This window comes from Campylobacter sp. CH278, from assembly GCF_004378845.1.
Classification (GTDB): Bacteria; Campylobacterota; Campylobacteria; order Campylobacterales; family Campylobacteraceae; genus Campylobacter_D; species Campylobacter_D jejuni.
Map to the genome: position 1 here is coordinate 57,244 of NZ_RYXZ01000002.1, position 14,282 is coordinate 71,525.

Below are 14,282 nucleotides of genomic sequence, written 5' to 3' on the forward strand. Positions count from 1 at the left end.
GCAGAAAAAAATTTAAATTTAGGTTTTTATTGTCAATTAATTTTTAATTAAAGCATTTTCTTTTAAAATTTTTTCAAAAATAAAAATAAAGTAGAAAAATGTTAGAACTTACCAGCGAATTTAAACCCAGTCCCGATCAACAAGAAGCCATAAAAGGCATAGTAAAAAGCATAAAAAAAGGCAACAAATATCAAACTTTACTAGGCGTTACAGGAAGTGGAAAAACCTTTACCATGGCAAATGTCATCAAAGAACTTAATATACCTACTCTTATCATGAGTCACAACAAAAGCCTTTGCGCTCAACTTTATAGCGAATTTAAAGGCTTTTTTTCTAAAAATCATGTGGAATATTTTATATCTTATTATGATTATTATCAACCTGAAGCCTATATCCCACGCACTGATGTTTTCATAGAAAAAGACAGCTCCACTAATGAAGAATTAGAGCGTTTAAGACTGAGTGCTACTGCTTCTCTTTTAAGTTATGAAGATGTAGTTTGCATAGCTAGTGTTTCGGCAAATTATGGACTTGGTAATCCAAATGAATACATAGGCATGGTTTTAATCTTTGAACTAGGTATGCAAATTTCACAAAAAGAACTTTTAAAAAAACTTGTAGATATGGGTTATAAAAGAAATGATAATTTTTTTGATCGTGCAGATTTTAGAGTTCAAGGAGATATTATAGACATTTATCCAGCTTATTATGAAGATGAAGTAGTAAGACTTGAATTTTTTGGCGATGAGCTTGATGCTATGTATCATTACAATGTTTTAGAAAATAAAAAAGGCAAAGATTTAAAACGCTTTATACTCTATCCTACAAGCCAGTTTAGCGTGGGCGAAACAAGACTAAAACAAGCGATAAAAGATATCAAAGCAGAACTTAACGAACGCCTTGCTTATTTTGAACATGAAAATAAACTCGTAGAATATCAACGCCTTAAACAAAGGGTTGAATTTGATCTTGAGATGCTTACAAGTACAGGAATGTGTAAAGGAGTTGAAAATTATGCAAGGCATTTAACAGGGCTTAAAGAAGGTGATACTCCTTATACGCTTTTTGATTATTTTGCGATTAAAAATAGAAAATTTCTTGTTATAGTCGATGAAAGCCATGTATCTTTACCACAATTTAGAGGTATGTTTGCAGGAGATAGAAGTAGAAAGCAAACCTTGGTGGATTATGGTTTTCGTTTGCCTTCAGCCTTGGATAACCGTCCTTTAATGTTTGATGAATTTATCCATAAAAATTGTCAATTTCTTTTTGTTTCAGCTACACCTGCACCTTTAGAACTTGAACTTAGCAAAGAAAACATCTTTCATCAAATCATGCGTCCTACAGGACTGCTTGATCCTTTAATAGAATTAAAAGATAGTGATAATCAGGTTGAAATTTTATTTGATGAGGCTAAAAAAGTCATACAAAGAAACGAACGGGTTTTAGTAACCGTGCTAACTAAAAAACTCGCTGAAGAGCTTACAAGGTATTATTTAGAGCTTGGTATAAAAGTCAAATACATGCACTCAGATATCGATGCTATAGAACGCAATGAAATCATAAGAGGTTTAAGAAGTGGTACTTTTGATATGCTAATTGGCATTAACTTACTTAGAGAAGGACTAGACCTACCTGAAGTTTCACTCATTGCCATTATGGATGCAGATAAGGAAGGCTTTTTAAGAAGTACTACAAGTTTAATCCAAACCATGGGAAGAGCAGCTAGAAATGTCAATGGTAAGGTTTTGCTTTTTTGCAAAAAAATCACAAAATCCATGCAAGAAGCTATGGATACTACCAATGAACGCCGCAAACTTCAAATGGCTTATAATAAAAAATACAATATCACGCCAACTTCAGTCAAACGCCACATTGAAGAAAGCTTGAAAAATGAAGAGGATTTAGGCGAAATTTATCGCAAAGGTAAAAAACTAGAAAAAATGCCTGCTAGCGAAAGAGCAAAACTTGTCAAAGAATTAAGAAAGCAAATGCTTGAAGCAGCAAAAGCACTTGAGTTTGAAAAAGCTGCTGCAATTAGAGATGAGATTAATAAATTAAGGGATTTATAATAAAAATATATCCCTTGTTCTAACTCCTGCCTCATTAAGTAAAGCACTTAAAATTTCATACTGAAAGTCTTGCAAGGGACGTTTTTCTTTTAAAACTATACCTATAACCCCTTTAGTTTTTTCCCCATCTTCTATAGGTAAATACATAGCATTAGCATTAGGCAGGGTATTTGTACAAACACCTGCTCTTTCTTTATTTGTTGCAACCCATTGAGCAATAGCAATCTCATCAGCACTAAAACAATTTTTTAACATTTGCTTATCATCGTTAAAAAACAACAAAGGTTTCGATAAAATATTGTTTTTATTCATAGGATAAATAATAATAGGTAAATTTAATAATTTTAAAGCTTGATTTCCAAGTTGTTCCCAAAGCTCTTGTTTGCTTTTCACTCTTGCTAACTTTTCACTATTTTCAAGTAAAATAGCTGTTCTATAAGCTCTTTTAGTGAGTTCTTTAGATTGCAATTTTAATCTTCTAGTAAAAACAGCTGTTAAAAATCCAACTATAAACATAGTTGTAAAAGTAATAATATTTCCACTATCATGAACTTTAAGACTAAAAATAGGTTCTAAAAAGAAAAAATTATAAATCAAAACACTTACCAAAGAAGAATAAAAGGCGAAAATTTTATTATCAGAAATAAAAGAAGAAGCAAAAACTGCTAAAATAAAAATCATAACTATATTACTTGGCTGAGTATTAAATTTATGAAATACAAAAGCTATAAAAGTTGCTAAAAGCAAAACTCCTGTGATTTTTAAAAAACCTAAAAAATCAAAACCTTTTTTACTTCGTATTTTAGGAGTAGAAATTTGATTTTCATTAACAAGATACAAATCAATATTGGGTGCTTTTTTAGCAACAGCTTCAAAAATCTCTTCTTTAAACTTTTTTTTATCTTTATTTTTACCTAAAACAATTTTAGAAACATTGCTAAGGCTTGAATACTCTGCAATTTGTCTTGCTATATCATCATCATATACGCTAATGATTTCAGCATCAAAACTTTTAGCTAGTTCTATATTTTCTTCTAAGGCTTTTTCTTCTTTAATATTGGGATTTTTTATATAAAGCGCACTCAATTTAGCATGAAAAGCTAAAGCAAGTCTTGCAGCTGCACGAATAACCTTTGCATTTGAAGCATTAATACAAACTAAAATATGCTCTCCAGTATGATAAGCTAAATCATCATTAATAAGCCTTTGTTCACTTGCTCTTAAATTCACTCTTGAAGCAAGTCTTCTTAAGGCAATCTCACGCAAAGCTATAAGTCTTTCTTGACGAAAGAAATTTTCAAGTGCTAGTTTAGCTTGTTTTTCCTTATAAATTTTACCATCTTGCATTCTTTTTAAAAGCTTATTAGGTTCAATATCAACAAGTTCAACCTGATCAGCCTCATCAAAAATACGATCAGGAATACGCTCTTTAACTTCTATCTTACTGATATTAGCGACTAAATCATTTAAACTTTCTAAATGTTGTATATTTAAAGTAGTATAAACATCAATCCCTGTTTTTAGAAGTTCTTCTATATCTTGAAAACGCTTTTCATTACGCAAGCCTTTAGCATTAGTGTGTGCAAGCTCATCTACTAAAACCAAAGCAGGTTTTCTCTTAAGGGTAGCGTCTAAATCAAATTCTTTTAATACTATATTTTTATAAGGAATTTCAAGATTAGCTATACTTTCAAAACCTTGTGTTAAAGCCATTGTTTCAGGTCTATCGTGAGGCTCTATATAGCCTAAAACAACATCAACTCCATTATCCCTTAAAGTTCTAGCTTCACTTAACATAGCATAAGTTTTTCCAGAACCTGCAGCATAACCTAAGAAGATTTTTAATTTTGCAAGTTTGTTTTTTTCTTCTTCCTTGGCTTTAACCTCAAGTTTTTTAAGAATTTGTTCAGGACTTTGTCTTTGCATGTTTATTCTTTTTTCATGGCTTTAGCAATAGCTATATTAACAGCTAAAACATTAACCTTTTCTTCCCCAAAAATCCCTAAAAATTTAGACTCGGTATTTTCTTGAATGATTTTTTCTAATTCTTCTTTGGTAATTTTTGAAGATTGACTTATCCTAGGAATTTGCACTAGGGCTGCTTGAAGACTGATATGAGGATCAAGTCCTGATCCCGAAGCGCTTAACAAATCCAAAGGAATTTGTTCTTTTGTAATTTGCGGATTTTCATCTAAAAATTTTTGCAAATCTTTTTGCACACGCTCTTTTAAAGCAGGATTTGACATAGCATAATTAAATCCACCTGAACTTACACTGCTTTCATTTGCATCACTTGTATTGTAATTTGATACAGATGCTCTTGAATGTAGAAAATAAGGCTTATTAAAATCTTGACCCAAAAGCTTTGAACCTACCGCTTTGCTTATATCCAAAGTCGGACGACCTTCTTTATCCACTAAACTTCCACTTGATTGATAAGGAAAAATAAATTTTGCAACTGTATTTAAAGCAAAAGGATAAATAAGAGTACACAATATTAGCATTACCACAAAAAAACTAAGCAAAGTTCTAAGCATATCACACTCCTAAAATTCTAAGTATCCAAGCTGTAGGAATATCAATTATTTTTATCCCTATAAAAGGTGCTATCATACCACCTAAACCATAAATACTTAAATTTCTTAAAAGCAAATGCTCGCTTTTCATAGGCTTAAATTTAACTCCACGCATAGCAATAGGTATGAGCAAAGGTATAATAATAGCATTAAAAATAAGTGCTGATAAAATAGCGCTTTGCGGGGTAGCCAAATGCATAATATTTAAAATTTGCATTTGAGGTAAAACCACACTAAACATAGCAGGTAAAATAGCAAAATACTTAGCAATATCATTTGCCATACTAAAAGTTGTAAGACTGCCTCTAGTAATAAGCAAACCTTTTCCTATTTCAACTACTTCTAAAATTTTAGTAGGATTAGAATCAAGATCTATCATATTGGCTGCTTCTTTGGCTGCTTGAGTTCCTGAGTTCATAGCTATACCTACATCAGCTTGTGCAAGAGCTGGAGCATCATTGGTTCCATCTCCTGTCATGGCTACTATCTTACCTTGGGCTTGTTCTTTTTTAATGGCTTCTATTTTATCTTCAGGCTTGCATTCTGCTATAAATCCATCAAGACCTGCTTCTTTGGCTATAGTAGCTGCTGTTAAAGGATTGTCTCCAGTACACATTAAAGTTTTTATGCCCATTTTTCTAAGCTCATCAAAGCGCTCTTTAAGTCCTGGTTTTACTGTATCCTTTAGATAAATTACTCCTAAAATTTTTTCATTTTTACACACTACCAAAGGAGTGCCACCAAGATTTGAAATTTCCATTACCTTAGTTTCTAAATCGCTAGGAATTTTTCCATTCATTTCGCTTATATAAGCTCTTATAGCATCAAAAGCACCTTTGCGAATTTTTGTATTATCTTGCAAATCCACACCACTCATTCTATTTTGAGCGCTAAATTCGATAAATTCTTTAATATCATTACCTTCTAATTCATAACCCATTTTTTGAGCCAATGCAACTATGCTTTTACCTTCTGGAGTTTCATCTTTTAAAGAGGATAAAACACAAGCTTTAATCATTTCTTCTTTACTTATACCTTGGACTTCATAAAATTCATTTGCCAAACGGTTTCCAAAAGTAATCGTTCCTGTTTTATCCAAAATCATAGTATCAACATCACCACAACTTTCAACAGCCTTGCCTGAAAGTGCGATCACATTAAAACGCGTTACCCTGTCCATACCTGCTATTCCTATAGCTGATAAAAGCCCCCCTATAGTTGTAGGAATAAGACATACAAGCAATGCTACTAACCACGAAATAGGCAAACTCACGCCTAAAAATTGCATAAAAGGATATAAACTTACAACCACCACCAAAAAACTCAAACTAAGAACAATTAAAAGAGTATTAAGAGCAATTTCATTTGGAGTTTTTTGACGCGCAGCACCTTCTACAAGATTGATCATTTTATCTAAAAAACTTTCCCCAGCTCCAACTAAAATTTTAATCTTTAAAAAATCAGTTAAAACCGTAGTCCCACCTGTAACAGAAGAAAAATCACCGCCCGCTTCACGCATAACAGGAGCACTTTCACCTGTAATAGCTGATTCATCAACACTTGCAGCACCTTCTATAATTTCTCCATCATTAGGTATAAGTTCACCTGCTTTAACTAAAACTATATCACCTATTTTTAACTCGCTAGAATTAAGCATTTCTTCACTGCCATCACTTTTTATGCGTCTAGCTTTAGAATCCTTTTTGCTTTGTCTTAAGGTAGCTGCTTGGGCTTTACCCCTTCCTTCTGCAATACTTTCTGCAAAATTTGCAAAAAGCAAGGTTATAAATAAAATAAAAGTGATTAAGATGTTATAAATTCTTTCATCAGAATTTCCATTAAACAAAGTAGGAAAAATACTTAAAATCAAAGTAAGAATCAATCCAACTTCCACCATAAATATAACAGGATTTTTTACCATAAAGCGTGGATCAAATTTTAAAAATGCTCCTTTTATGGCATTATTTAAAATTTCTTTTGTAATGAGTTTATTTTGTTTTTTAGACATTGACTCTCCTTAATGCCATAAAGATAAATATTCTGCAACGCTTGATAAAGTAAGCACTGGAAAAAAAGTAAGTGCAGCAAAAATATATATAATACAAACAAGCACAAACATAAAAGTTAAATTATCCGTTTTTAAAGAATTTGCAGTATTTTCTTGTGTATTTTTAGCCAAAAGCGATCCAGCTATAGCAAGCTGAGCTATTAAAACCAAATAACGCCCACAAAACATAGCAAAAGCTGTACTTAAATTCCAAAATAAATTATCATCTTGTAAACCTTCAAGTCCTGAACCATTATTTGCTGCCGAAGAACTAAATTCATACAAAATCTGAGCCAAGCCATGAAAGCTAGGATTGCTTATACTATCTTTTGCAAAAACAACAGCTAATGCACTTAAAACAAGGATTAATAAAGGATGGATAAGAATCACCAAAGCTATAAGCTTCATTTGTGCGCTTTCTATTTTTTTACCCAAGAATTCTGGAGTTCTGCCTATCATTAATGCACAAATAAACGCGGTTAAAAGCACATAAATAATCATATTCATAAGCCCTACTCCTTCTCCACCAAAAGCTACATTTAACATCATATTTAGCAAAGTAGCACTGATGCTTAAAGGATTTAAACTATCATGCATATTATTGACGCTTCCTGTAGTAAAAGCAGTAGTTACAGCACTAAATAAACTCGAACCATCTGTGCCAAATCTTATTTCTTTACCTTCTAAATTTCCCAAATTTGCATTTAAACCCAAAGAATCCAAATTTGGATTTGACATTTTTTCGCTAAAATAAATTAAAAGCAAAGAAATGATAAAAATAATCCCCATTGCACCAAAAATAACTCCCCCTTCTTTTCCCATAAGAGCAAAATCTTGTCTTTCTTTTCTATGATAAACCATCAATCCAAAAGCTACAACACAGGCGCTAGGAATAAGCATCATGGACAAAATTTGTAAAAAATTTGTAAGTGAAGTAGGATTTTCAAAAGGCATGCTTGAATTAGCACCAAAAAAACCACCCCCATTTGTCCCTAAATGTTTTATAGACTCAAGAGCTGCAACAGGACCTGTGGCAATGCTTTGAAATTTATTTTCTAAAGTAAGCACGCTAAAATTTGCGTGATAGTTTTGCACCACGCCTTCAGAGATAAAAATTACAGCCAAAATAAAACTTAAAGGCAACATCAAACGCGTAATAATACGCGTAAAATCTTCATAAAAATTTCCCATTTGCATACCACATAAAGCACGACAAAAAGCCATACAAGCAGAATATCCACTTGCACTTGAAACAAACATAGCAAGTAAAATGCCTGTATTTTGGGAAAGCAAACTTAAAGCACTCTCTCCACTATAATGCTGAAGGTTTGTATTTGTAATAAAACTAATTACAGTATTTAAATTCAAATCCCCTTTCATAGAATTTATCGAATTGGGATTTAAAAAAAGTTTATCTTGTAAATAAAAAATCACGAAAGAAAAAATAGCCACTAAGGCATTAAAAGCAATTAAATGCAAAGAATATTTTTGCCAAGTCATATTTTTTCTATCAATTGCACAAATTTTATAAATTAAGTTGTCAATTGGATTAAAAATAAAATCAAAAATAGTTTTTTTACAGCTTGCAATTTTATAAAGATAATTTCCAAAAATTAAAGCCAATATAAAAGCTATAATCAGTGTTATTAAAATTTCTAGCATATTTTTCCTTTAAAATTTTTCAGGATATAATAGAGCATAAAATAAATAAAGAGCAAGTATTAAGCTTAAAACTAATAAAAATATCATCCGCGTGTCCTAGTTTGAATTTCACAAAAACGGATAAAAAACCATAAACTACCAAAAGCTAAAAGCAGAAGCAAAGCAAAGATAACATCCATAGGATAGCCCTTTCATTGATTCAAAATAGGATTTATTCTATCCTTGTTAAGCTTATATTTTGATTAATGCTAATTTTATGATTTATTTATAATTTTTATCTATATTAAATAAAAAGACAAATGAAGAATTTAGCAGGAAAAATCCTGCTAAAAATTGTTAAAGATAACCCGCTGCCATAGCAATAAAATATCCTGCTATACAAGAAGTGATTACACCTATAAGACCTGGTAAAATAAAACTATGATTGATAACAAATTTACCGATGTGAGTAGTACCTGATCTATCAAATTGTATAGTAGCTAAATCGCTTGGATAAGTTGGTAAAATATAATACCCATAACAAGCAGCCGCAAAGGCAACAATTACACCAGGTTCAACACCAATTCCTAAAGCCAAAGGAACAAAAGCCGAAATAGCTGCTGCTTGAGAGTTTACAAATTTTGAAATTAAAAGAAGCATTACAGCATAAGTCCAAGGATGCTCTTTTACTATATCTCCAAGCGCTGCTTTCATCATAGGAGTGTGAACTGCAAACATAGTATCAGCCATCCAAGAAATTCCAAAAACCGCAACAAGTGCTATCATACCTGATTTAAAAATTTCATTAGAGCCGATTTTCTTTGCATCTGTTTTAGTAAAGATGATAATCAAAGAACCTGCTAAAAGCATAAACATCTGAATAACTGAAACCATGGATAAAACATCCATTTTAGGATTGCCTAAAGCATCTACTTGAGGAATGCCATTTTTTACAACTTGTCCCCAGTTTGGACGCAAGAAATCAAATACACCTAATAAAGCCACTAAAGCAATAGCTCCTAAGAAAATCCACATTGCAACCCAATTGCTTTTTGGAAGTTTAACACCTAAAAGTGTTTTAGAATCCCCATAAACATATTTTTTAAATTCAGGATCTTTAAGTTTTTCTTGAAATACTTCATCTTTATCCAAATCTTTTCCTCTAAACCAAGAAAAAATTCCTATACACAATACACCAAATAATGTACTAGGTATGGTAATTTGAAGAAGATTAATATAACCATCAAAACCTGCTAATTTATGATTAGCATTTAAAAGCAAAGCAGTCAAACTTACAACAGCCACAGATACAGGAGATGCAATAATACCCATTTGTGATGATATAGAAGCTGCCGCCATTGGACGCTCAGGACGAATACCGTTTTTAATCGCTATATCATAAATAATAGGCATAATAGTATAAACCACATGTCCTGTTCCACAAAGTATGGTCAAAAAGCAGGTTACAAAAGGCGCTAATATTGTTAAAAACTTAGGATTGCGTCTTAAAATTCTTTCTGCTATTTGAAGCATAACATCCAAACCACCGCTTGCTTGCAAAGTTGCACTCGCAACCACTACCGCTAAAATTGTAAGCATAACATCTATGGCTGGTTTTCCAGGCTTTATATGAAAAGCAAATACAAGCATTAAAATACCTATACCACCAAGTAAACCAAGCGCTATGCCGCCTTTTTTTGCACCGTAAAAAAGACAAATTAAAACGATAATGATTTGGATTGCAAATTGCCCTCCCTCACTAAGGCTTGTTAAAAAGTCCATTTTAACTCCTTTGAAAATTGATATTTAAAAACAGTTATTATTGTATCACATTTTTAAATTAAAGAATAATATTTCTAAAAATAAAACAATAATTTTTTATAATATTTAAATTAAATTTAAATATAAAACAAAAGTGTAATGGGTTTGATAGATTGATAGAATTTTATCCTTCAAGTTCATATAATTTTTTTCTATCTGTAGAGCTTGCTATATTAAGATGTTTGCGATATTTTGTAATAGTTCTTCGCCCTATATCAACTTTAAATTCTTCTTTGATTAATTCTAAAATTTTACTATCGCTTAAAGGTTTATTGCGATCTTCATTCTTTACTAAATTTGCCACAAATTCTTTAACACCTACATTTGAAGTCTCTCCCTCTTCATCAAGAGCAAAAGCAAAAAAATCACGCAAGGGAATAAGTCCTCTTTCACAACTTAAATATTTATTTGCCACAGCTCTTGATATAGTCGAAGCATTGCGTTCTAAATCAAGTGCTAAATCCTTAAAAGTCATAGGTTTTATCTCTTTTCCCATGAAAAAATCATATTGATATTCTACTATCATAAGCCCTATTTTATAAAGAGTAGCTTTTCTCATCGCTAAAGCATCAACTAAATTTTTTGCTTCTTTGATGTAATGACTTAAAAAATCATGCTCTAAACCATCAGTTTGGATTGAAATTTCAGGATAATAATCATCATTGATTTTTACTTTAATTTCACCATTTTCTTTATAAACAAAAATATCAGGAACAATTATACGAGAATCTTCAAAATATTCCAAAAAAGGAGGAGTGCTAAAGCGCTTAAGTACAGCCAATGCTTCTTTATATAAAGGCTCTTTGGTATAGTTTTGTATATTTTCAAAATCCATAATCAACATTCTACAAAACTCATCAATATCTTCATCTAACTCCATATTTTCAAGAGCAAATAAAAATGCTTCTTTATAATCTTTAGCTCCCACTCCTACAGGATCTAAAAATTTAAATCTTGCTCTTACTCGCTCAATTTCTTCCAAAGAATACTCTTTTAAAAATTCTTCATCGTATTCAAAATATCCTTCCTCATTTAAGCATTCTATAATTTTTTTTGCAAGTTCTTGAGATTTGTTTGTAGGAAACAAAGGAGGAAGAATCTGTTCATTTAAAAGCTCATAAACACTTTTTTTGGCAAGTCCTTTACTATCCACAAAAGCTGAATTTACATTATGTTTATAAAATGAATCAAAATAATTCTTACCCTTATCATGAGTTTGTATCGAATCTTGAACATTTAAGAAAGGATTATCCTCAGCAAATTTATCTAAATTTTCTTTTAAATCCTCTATATTTGCTTGTAAAATCGGCAACCAAGAGCGTAAAGTTTGAGAAATTTTAGTCTTGGGTGCTTGGGTGATTTTTTGCTTTAACATCAATCAAGGAGTTTAAACTCCGCTCCTAAATAATACTTTTTCACGTCTTTATTGGTTGCAATTTCATCAGCATTCCCACTAGCAAGCAAAGAGCCCGATCTTATAACATAAGCTCTATCACAAATAGCCAAAGTCTCACGCACATTATGATCGGTAATTAAAACCCCAATCCCCAATCTTTTAAGCTCTTTAATTAAAGTTTGAATTTCAGCCACTGCTATAGGATCAACACCTGCAAAAGGCTCATCAAGAAGCAAAAACTTAGGTTCACACATCAAGCTTCTAGCGATCTCACAACGCCTTCTTTCACCTCCACTTAAACTTAAACCTTTCCTTAAACGAATAGGCTCTATACTTAAGAGTTCAAGCATTTGCTCAACTTTATCATGTAAAATTTTTTTATCTTTATAAAAAATCTGAGCCGCTAAAAGCAGGTTATCTTCTACACTTAAATCCTTAAAAATACTACTTTCTTGAGGTAAATAACCTATCCCTGATCTAGCTCTTTTATTTAAAGGATCTTTTGTCACATCTAAACCGTCTAAAAGAACTTTTCCACTACTTGGGGAAATAAGTCCACATATCATATAAAAAGTTGTCGTTTTTCCTGCACCATTTGGCCCTAAAAGTCCTACAACTTCTCCGCTATTAACCTCTAAAGAAATTCCATGTATAATCTTAGTTTTTTTAATAATTTTTTCTAAATTTACAATTTCTAATTTACTCATAAATTTCATACTTTCTTTTGTCGTCTTTAATGCTAATTTTAATCTGGATAGTAGAAATTCCAAATTTCATTAAAGTTTTTTTCAAATTTTCACCGCCCCATTCAACCAAATGCAAACCTTTTTCAAAAAAATTTTCAAATAAACCATTCGCTAAAAGTCCTTCTAAACCTTCTTGATAAATATCATAATGATAAATGCAAATATCATGATTTTCATATTTTTGCATAGTGGAAAAAGTTGGAGAATCCACCCTTGCATCAAGACCAAGAAATTTAACCCAAGCTTGTACTAAGCTTGTTTTTCCGCTAGCCAAATCTCCTTGAAGCAAAACAACACCTTCTTTAGGCATTATTTGAAGCATCGTTTTGATCTCATCTTTTGCTAAAATAAATTCTTTCATAATTTTACCACATATTCATTTTGTGCGTTTTTAGGAATGCTTTTCGTGCTAGGTATAGCTAGGACTTTATATTTTTGGGTGTATTCAGTAAAATGTAAAGTGATGATATCACCCACCTTAACCTCTTTACTCGCTTTAACAATAACGCCATTAATCCCCACTACACCACTTTTACACATATCCTCAGAAATAGCTCTTCTTTTCGTGATATTAACTACATTTAAAAATTTATCTACTCTCATAAAAGCAATTTTAGCAAAAAAAATCAATTTTTGGAACAAAATTTGCTTACGCCTTTGCTTTATTTTTTAAGAAAATAGCAAGTAAAAACTTTTCTTTAATGAAATTTGGATACAATTTTACAATTTTCAAATCTATTTTAACAAAGGATATCTTATGAAAAATGAAGTAAAAAAAGTAGTTTTAGCGTATTCTGGGGGGCTTGATACGAGCATTATTTTAAAATGGCTTCAAGATGAGTATAATTGTGAAGTTGTAACTTTTACAGCAGATATTGGTCAAGGTGAAGAACTCGAACCTGCAAGAAAAAAAGCCCTTTCTTTAGGCATAAAAGAAGAAAATATTTTCATTAAAGATTTAAGAGATGAATTTGTTAAAGATTATGTATTTCCTATGTTTAGAGCCAATGCGATTTATGAAGGAGAATATCTTTTAGGAACAAGTATAGCAAGACCACTTATAGCAAAAACTCAAGCACAAATCGCCCTGCAAACAGGTGCTGATGCGGTAAGCCATGGTGCCACAGGTAAAGGAAATGATCAAGTGCGTTTTGAACTTGGCTATCTTGCTTTTAACCCAGATTTAAAAATCATCGCTCCATGGCGTGAGTGGGATTTAAACAGTCGTGAAAAACTCCTTGCTTATGCGCAAAAACACGGTATTGATATTTCTAAGAAAAAAGGAAAATCCCCTTATTCTATGGACGCAAATTTACTTCATATTTCTTACGAAGGACTTGTTTTAGAAGATCCTGCACACGCACCTGAAGAAGATATGTGGAGATGGAGTAAAAGCCCAAAAGACGCTCCAAATGAAAGTGAAATTATAGAACTTGATTTCCAAAAAGGAGATTTAGTAGCGATAAATGGAGAAAAACTAAGTCCTGCAGGACTTTTAACCAAACTTAACGAACTAGGCTGCAAACACGGTATAGGACGCCTTGATATAGTAGAAAATCGCTATGTAGGAATGAAAAGCCGTGGTTGTTACGAAACTCCAGGCGGTACTATACTTTTAAAAGCACACAGAGCGCTTGAAAGCATCACGCTTGATAGAGAAGCAGCACACTTAAAAGATGAACTCATGCCAAAATACGCAAGTTTAATTTATAATGGCTATTGGTTCTCGCCTGAAAGAATGATGCTTCAAGCCTTAATCGATGAGTCTCAAATTCATGCCAATGGTAGAGTAAAACTCGAGCTTTATAAAGGCAATGTGATGGTTATAGGACGCGAAAGTGCTAACGATAGCTTGTTTAACGCAGCTTATTGTACTTTTGAAGAAGATGAAGTGTATAATCAAAAAGATGCAGCAGGTTTTATCAAGCTTAATGCTTTGCGTTTTATCATCGCAGGAAAAAATGGAAGAAAATTTTAATAAAG

Annotated in this window: 11 protein-coding genes and 1 pseudogene; 2 read left to right on the plus strand and 10 right to left on the minus strand. The window is 31.9% G+C overall.

Annotation, left to right across the window (positions count from 1 at the left end; translation table 11 throughout):
• Positions 1-98 precede the first annotated feature (98 nt).
• Positions 99-2,072, plus strand: a complete 1,974-nt coding sequence (gene uvrB / locus ELQ04_RS02040) for an excinuclease ABC subunit UvrB (protein ID WP_044778273.1) — start codon at positions 99-101, stop codon at positions 2,070-2,072.
• On the opposite strand, the gene ELQ04_RS02045 is transcribed toward uvrB, so the two are convergent.
• The 10 genes and pseudogenes from ELQ04_RS02045 to ELQ04_RS02090 all read right to left on the minus strand — a co-directional run bounded on the left by ELQ04_RS02045 (position 2,067) and on the right by ELQ04_RS02090 (position 12,902).
• A complete protein-coding gene (locus ELQ04_RS02045) occupies positions 2,067-3,998 on the minus strand; it encodes a sensor histidine kinase KdpD (protein WP_004316757.1) in 1,932 nt (643 codons plus the stop codon). The genes uvrB and ELQ04_RS02045 overlap by 6 nt on opposite strands.
• Positions 3,999-4,000: 2 nt before the next feature.
• Entirely contained in the window at positions 4,001-4,609 is a 609-nt protein-coding gene (gene kdpC / locus ELQ04_RS02050) for a potassium-transporting ATPase subunit KdpC (RefSeq protein ID WP_004316759.1), read from the minus strand.
• Position 4,610: 1 nt separating this feature from the next.
• Positions 4,611-6,656 (minus strand): potassium-transporting ATPase subunit KdpB, encoded by a 2,046-nt coding sequence (gene kdpB, locus ELQ04_RS02055; RefSeq protein WP_004316763.1) that lies wholly within the window; start codon positions 6,654-6,656, stop codon positions 4,611-4,613.
• Between the two features lie 9 nt (positions 6,657-6,665).
• Complete coding sequence (gene kdpA, locus ELQ04_RS02060; protein WP_044778274.1) at positions 6,666-8,357, minus strand: potassium-transporting ATPase subunit KdpA; 1,692 nt, start codon at positions 8,355-8,357, stop codon at positions 6,666-6,668.
• A gap of 9 nt (positions 8,358-8,366) precedes the next feature.
• Positions 8,367-8,536: pseudogene (gene kdpF, locus ELQ04_RS02065) on the minus strand (K(+)-transporting ATPase subunit F).
• Between the two features lie 157 nt (positions 8,537-8,693).
• Entirely contained in the window at positions 8,694-10,118 is a 1,425-nt protein-coding gene (locus ELQ04_RS02070) for an anaerobic C4-dicarboxylate transporter (RefSeq protein ID WP_002856715.1), read from the minus strand.
• Positions 10,119-10,281: 163 nt separating this feature from the next.
• A complete protein-coding gene (locus ELQ04_RS02075; protein WP_002854994.1) occupies positions 10,282-11,532 on the minus strand; it encodes an RNA polymerase factor sigma-54 in 1,251 nt (416 codons plus the stop codon).
• Positions 11,532-12,260, minus strand: a complete 729-nt coding sequence (gene lptB, locus ELQ04_RS02080) for an LPS export ABC transporter ATP-binding protein (protein WP_002855252.1) — start codon at positions 12,258-12,260, stop codon at positions 11,532-11,534. The genes ELQ04_RS02075 and lptB overlap by 1 nt, the downstream gene beginning before the upstream one ends.
• Positions 12,253-12,660: a tRNA (adenosine(37)-N6)-threonylcarbamoyltransferase complex ATPase subunit type 1 TsaE gene (gene tsaE, locus ELQ04_RS02085; protein ID WP_002854905.1), complete on the minus strand. Its 408-nt coding sequence runs from the start codon at positions 12,658-12,660 to the stop codon at positions 12,253-12,255. The genes lptB and tsaE overlap by 8 nt, the downstream gene beginning before the upstream one ends.
• On the minus strand, positions 12,657-12,902 hold the full coding sequence (locus ELQ04_RS02090; protein WP_002860004.1) for an RNA-binding S4 domain-containing protein: 246 nt from the start codon (positions 12,900-12,902) through the stop codon (positions 12,657-12,659). The genes tsaE and ELQ04_RS02090 overlap by 4 nt, the downstream gene beginning before the upstream one ends.
• 154 nt (positions 12,903-13,056) lie before the next feature.
• Here ELQ04_RS02090 and ELQ04_RS02095 point away from each other — a divergent pair, with 154 nt between their 5' ends.
• Entirely contained in the window at positions 13,057-14,277 is a 1,221-nt protein-coding gene (locus ELQ04_RS02095) for an argininosuccinate synthase (RefSeq protein ID WP_002854869.1), read from the plus strand.
• Positions 14,278-14,282 lie beyond the last annotated feature (5 nt).

What these genes read in the sequence shown, in the direction of transcription:
- uvrB (WP_044778273.1), top strand. Translation starts at nt 99, where the DNA reads ATGTTAGAACTTACCAGCGAATTTAAACCCAGTCCCGATCAACAAGAA.
- ELQ04_RS02045 (WP_004316757.1), bottom strand. Translation starts at nt 3,998, where the DNA reads ATGCAAAGACAAAGTCCTGAACAAATTCTTAAAAAACTTGAGGTTAAA.
- kdpC (WP_004316759.1), bottom strand. Translation starts at nt 4,609, where the DNA reads ATGCTTAGAACTTTGCTTAGTTTTTTTGTGGTAATGCTAATATTGTGT.
- kdpB (WP_004316763.1), bottom strand. Translation starts at nt 6,656, where the DNA reads ATGTCTAAAAAACAAAATAAACTCATTACAAAAGAAATTTTAAATAAT.
- kdpA (WP_044778274.1), bottom strand. Translation starts at nt 8,357, where the DNA reads ATGCTAGAAATTTTAATAACACTGATTATAGCTTTTATATTGGCTTTA.
- ELQ04_RS02070 (WP_002856715.1), bottom strand. Translation starts at nt 10,118, where the DNA reads ATGGACTTTTTAACAAGCCTTAGTGAGGGAGGGCAATTTGCAATCCAA.
- ELQ04_RS02075 (WP_002854994.1), bottom strand. Translation starts at nt 11,532, where the DNA reads ATGTTAAAGCAAAAAATCACCCAAGCACCCAAGACTAAAATTTCTCAA.
- lptB (WP_002855252.1), bottom strand. Translation starts at nt 12,260, where the DNA reads ATGAGTAAATTAGAAATTGTAAATTTAGAAAAAATTATTAAAAAAACT.
- tsaE (WP_002854905.1), bottom strand. Translation starts at nt 12,660, where the DNA reads ATGAAAGAATTTATTTTAGCAAAAGATGAGATCAAAACGATGCTTCAA.
- ELQ04_RS02090 (WP_002860004.1), bottom strand. Translation starts at nt 12,902, where the DNA reads ATGAGAGTAGATAAATTTTTAAATGTAGTTAATATCACGAAAAGAAGA.
- ELQ04_RS02095 (WP_002854869.1), top strand. Translation starts at nt 13,057, where the DNA reads ATGAAAAATGAAGTAAAAAAAGTAGTTTTAGCGTATTCTGGGGGGCTT.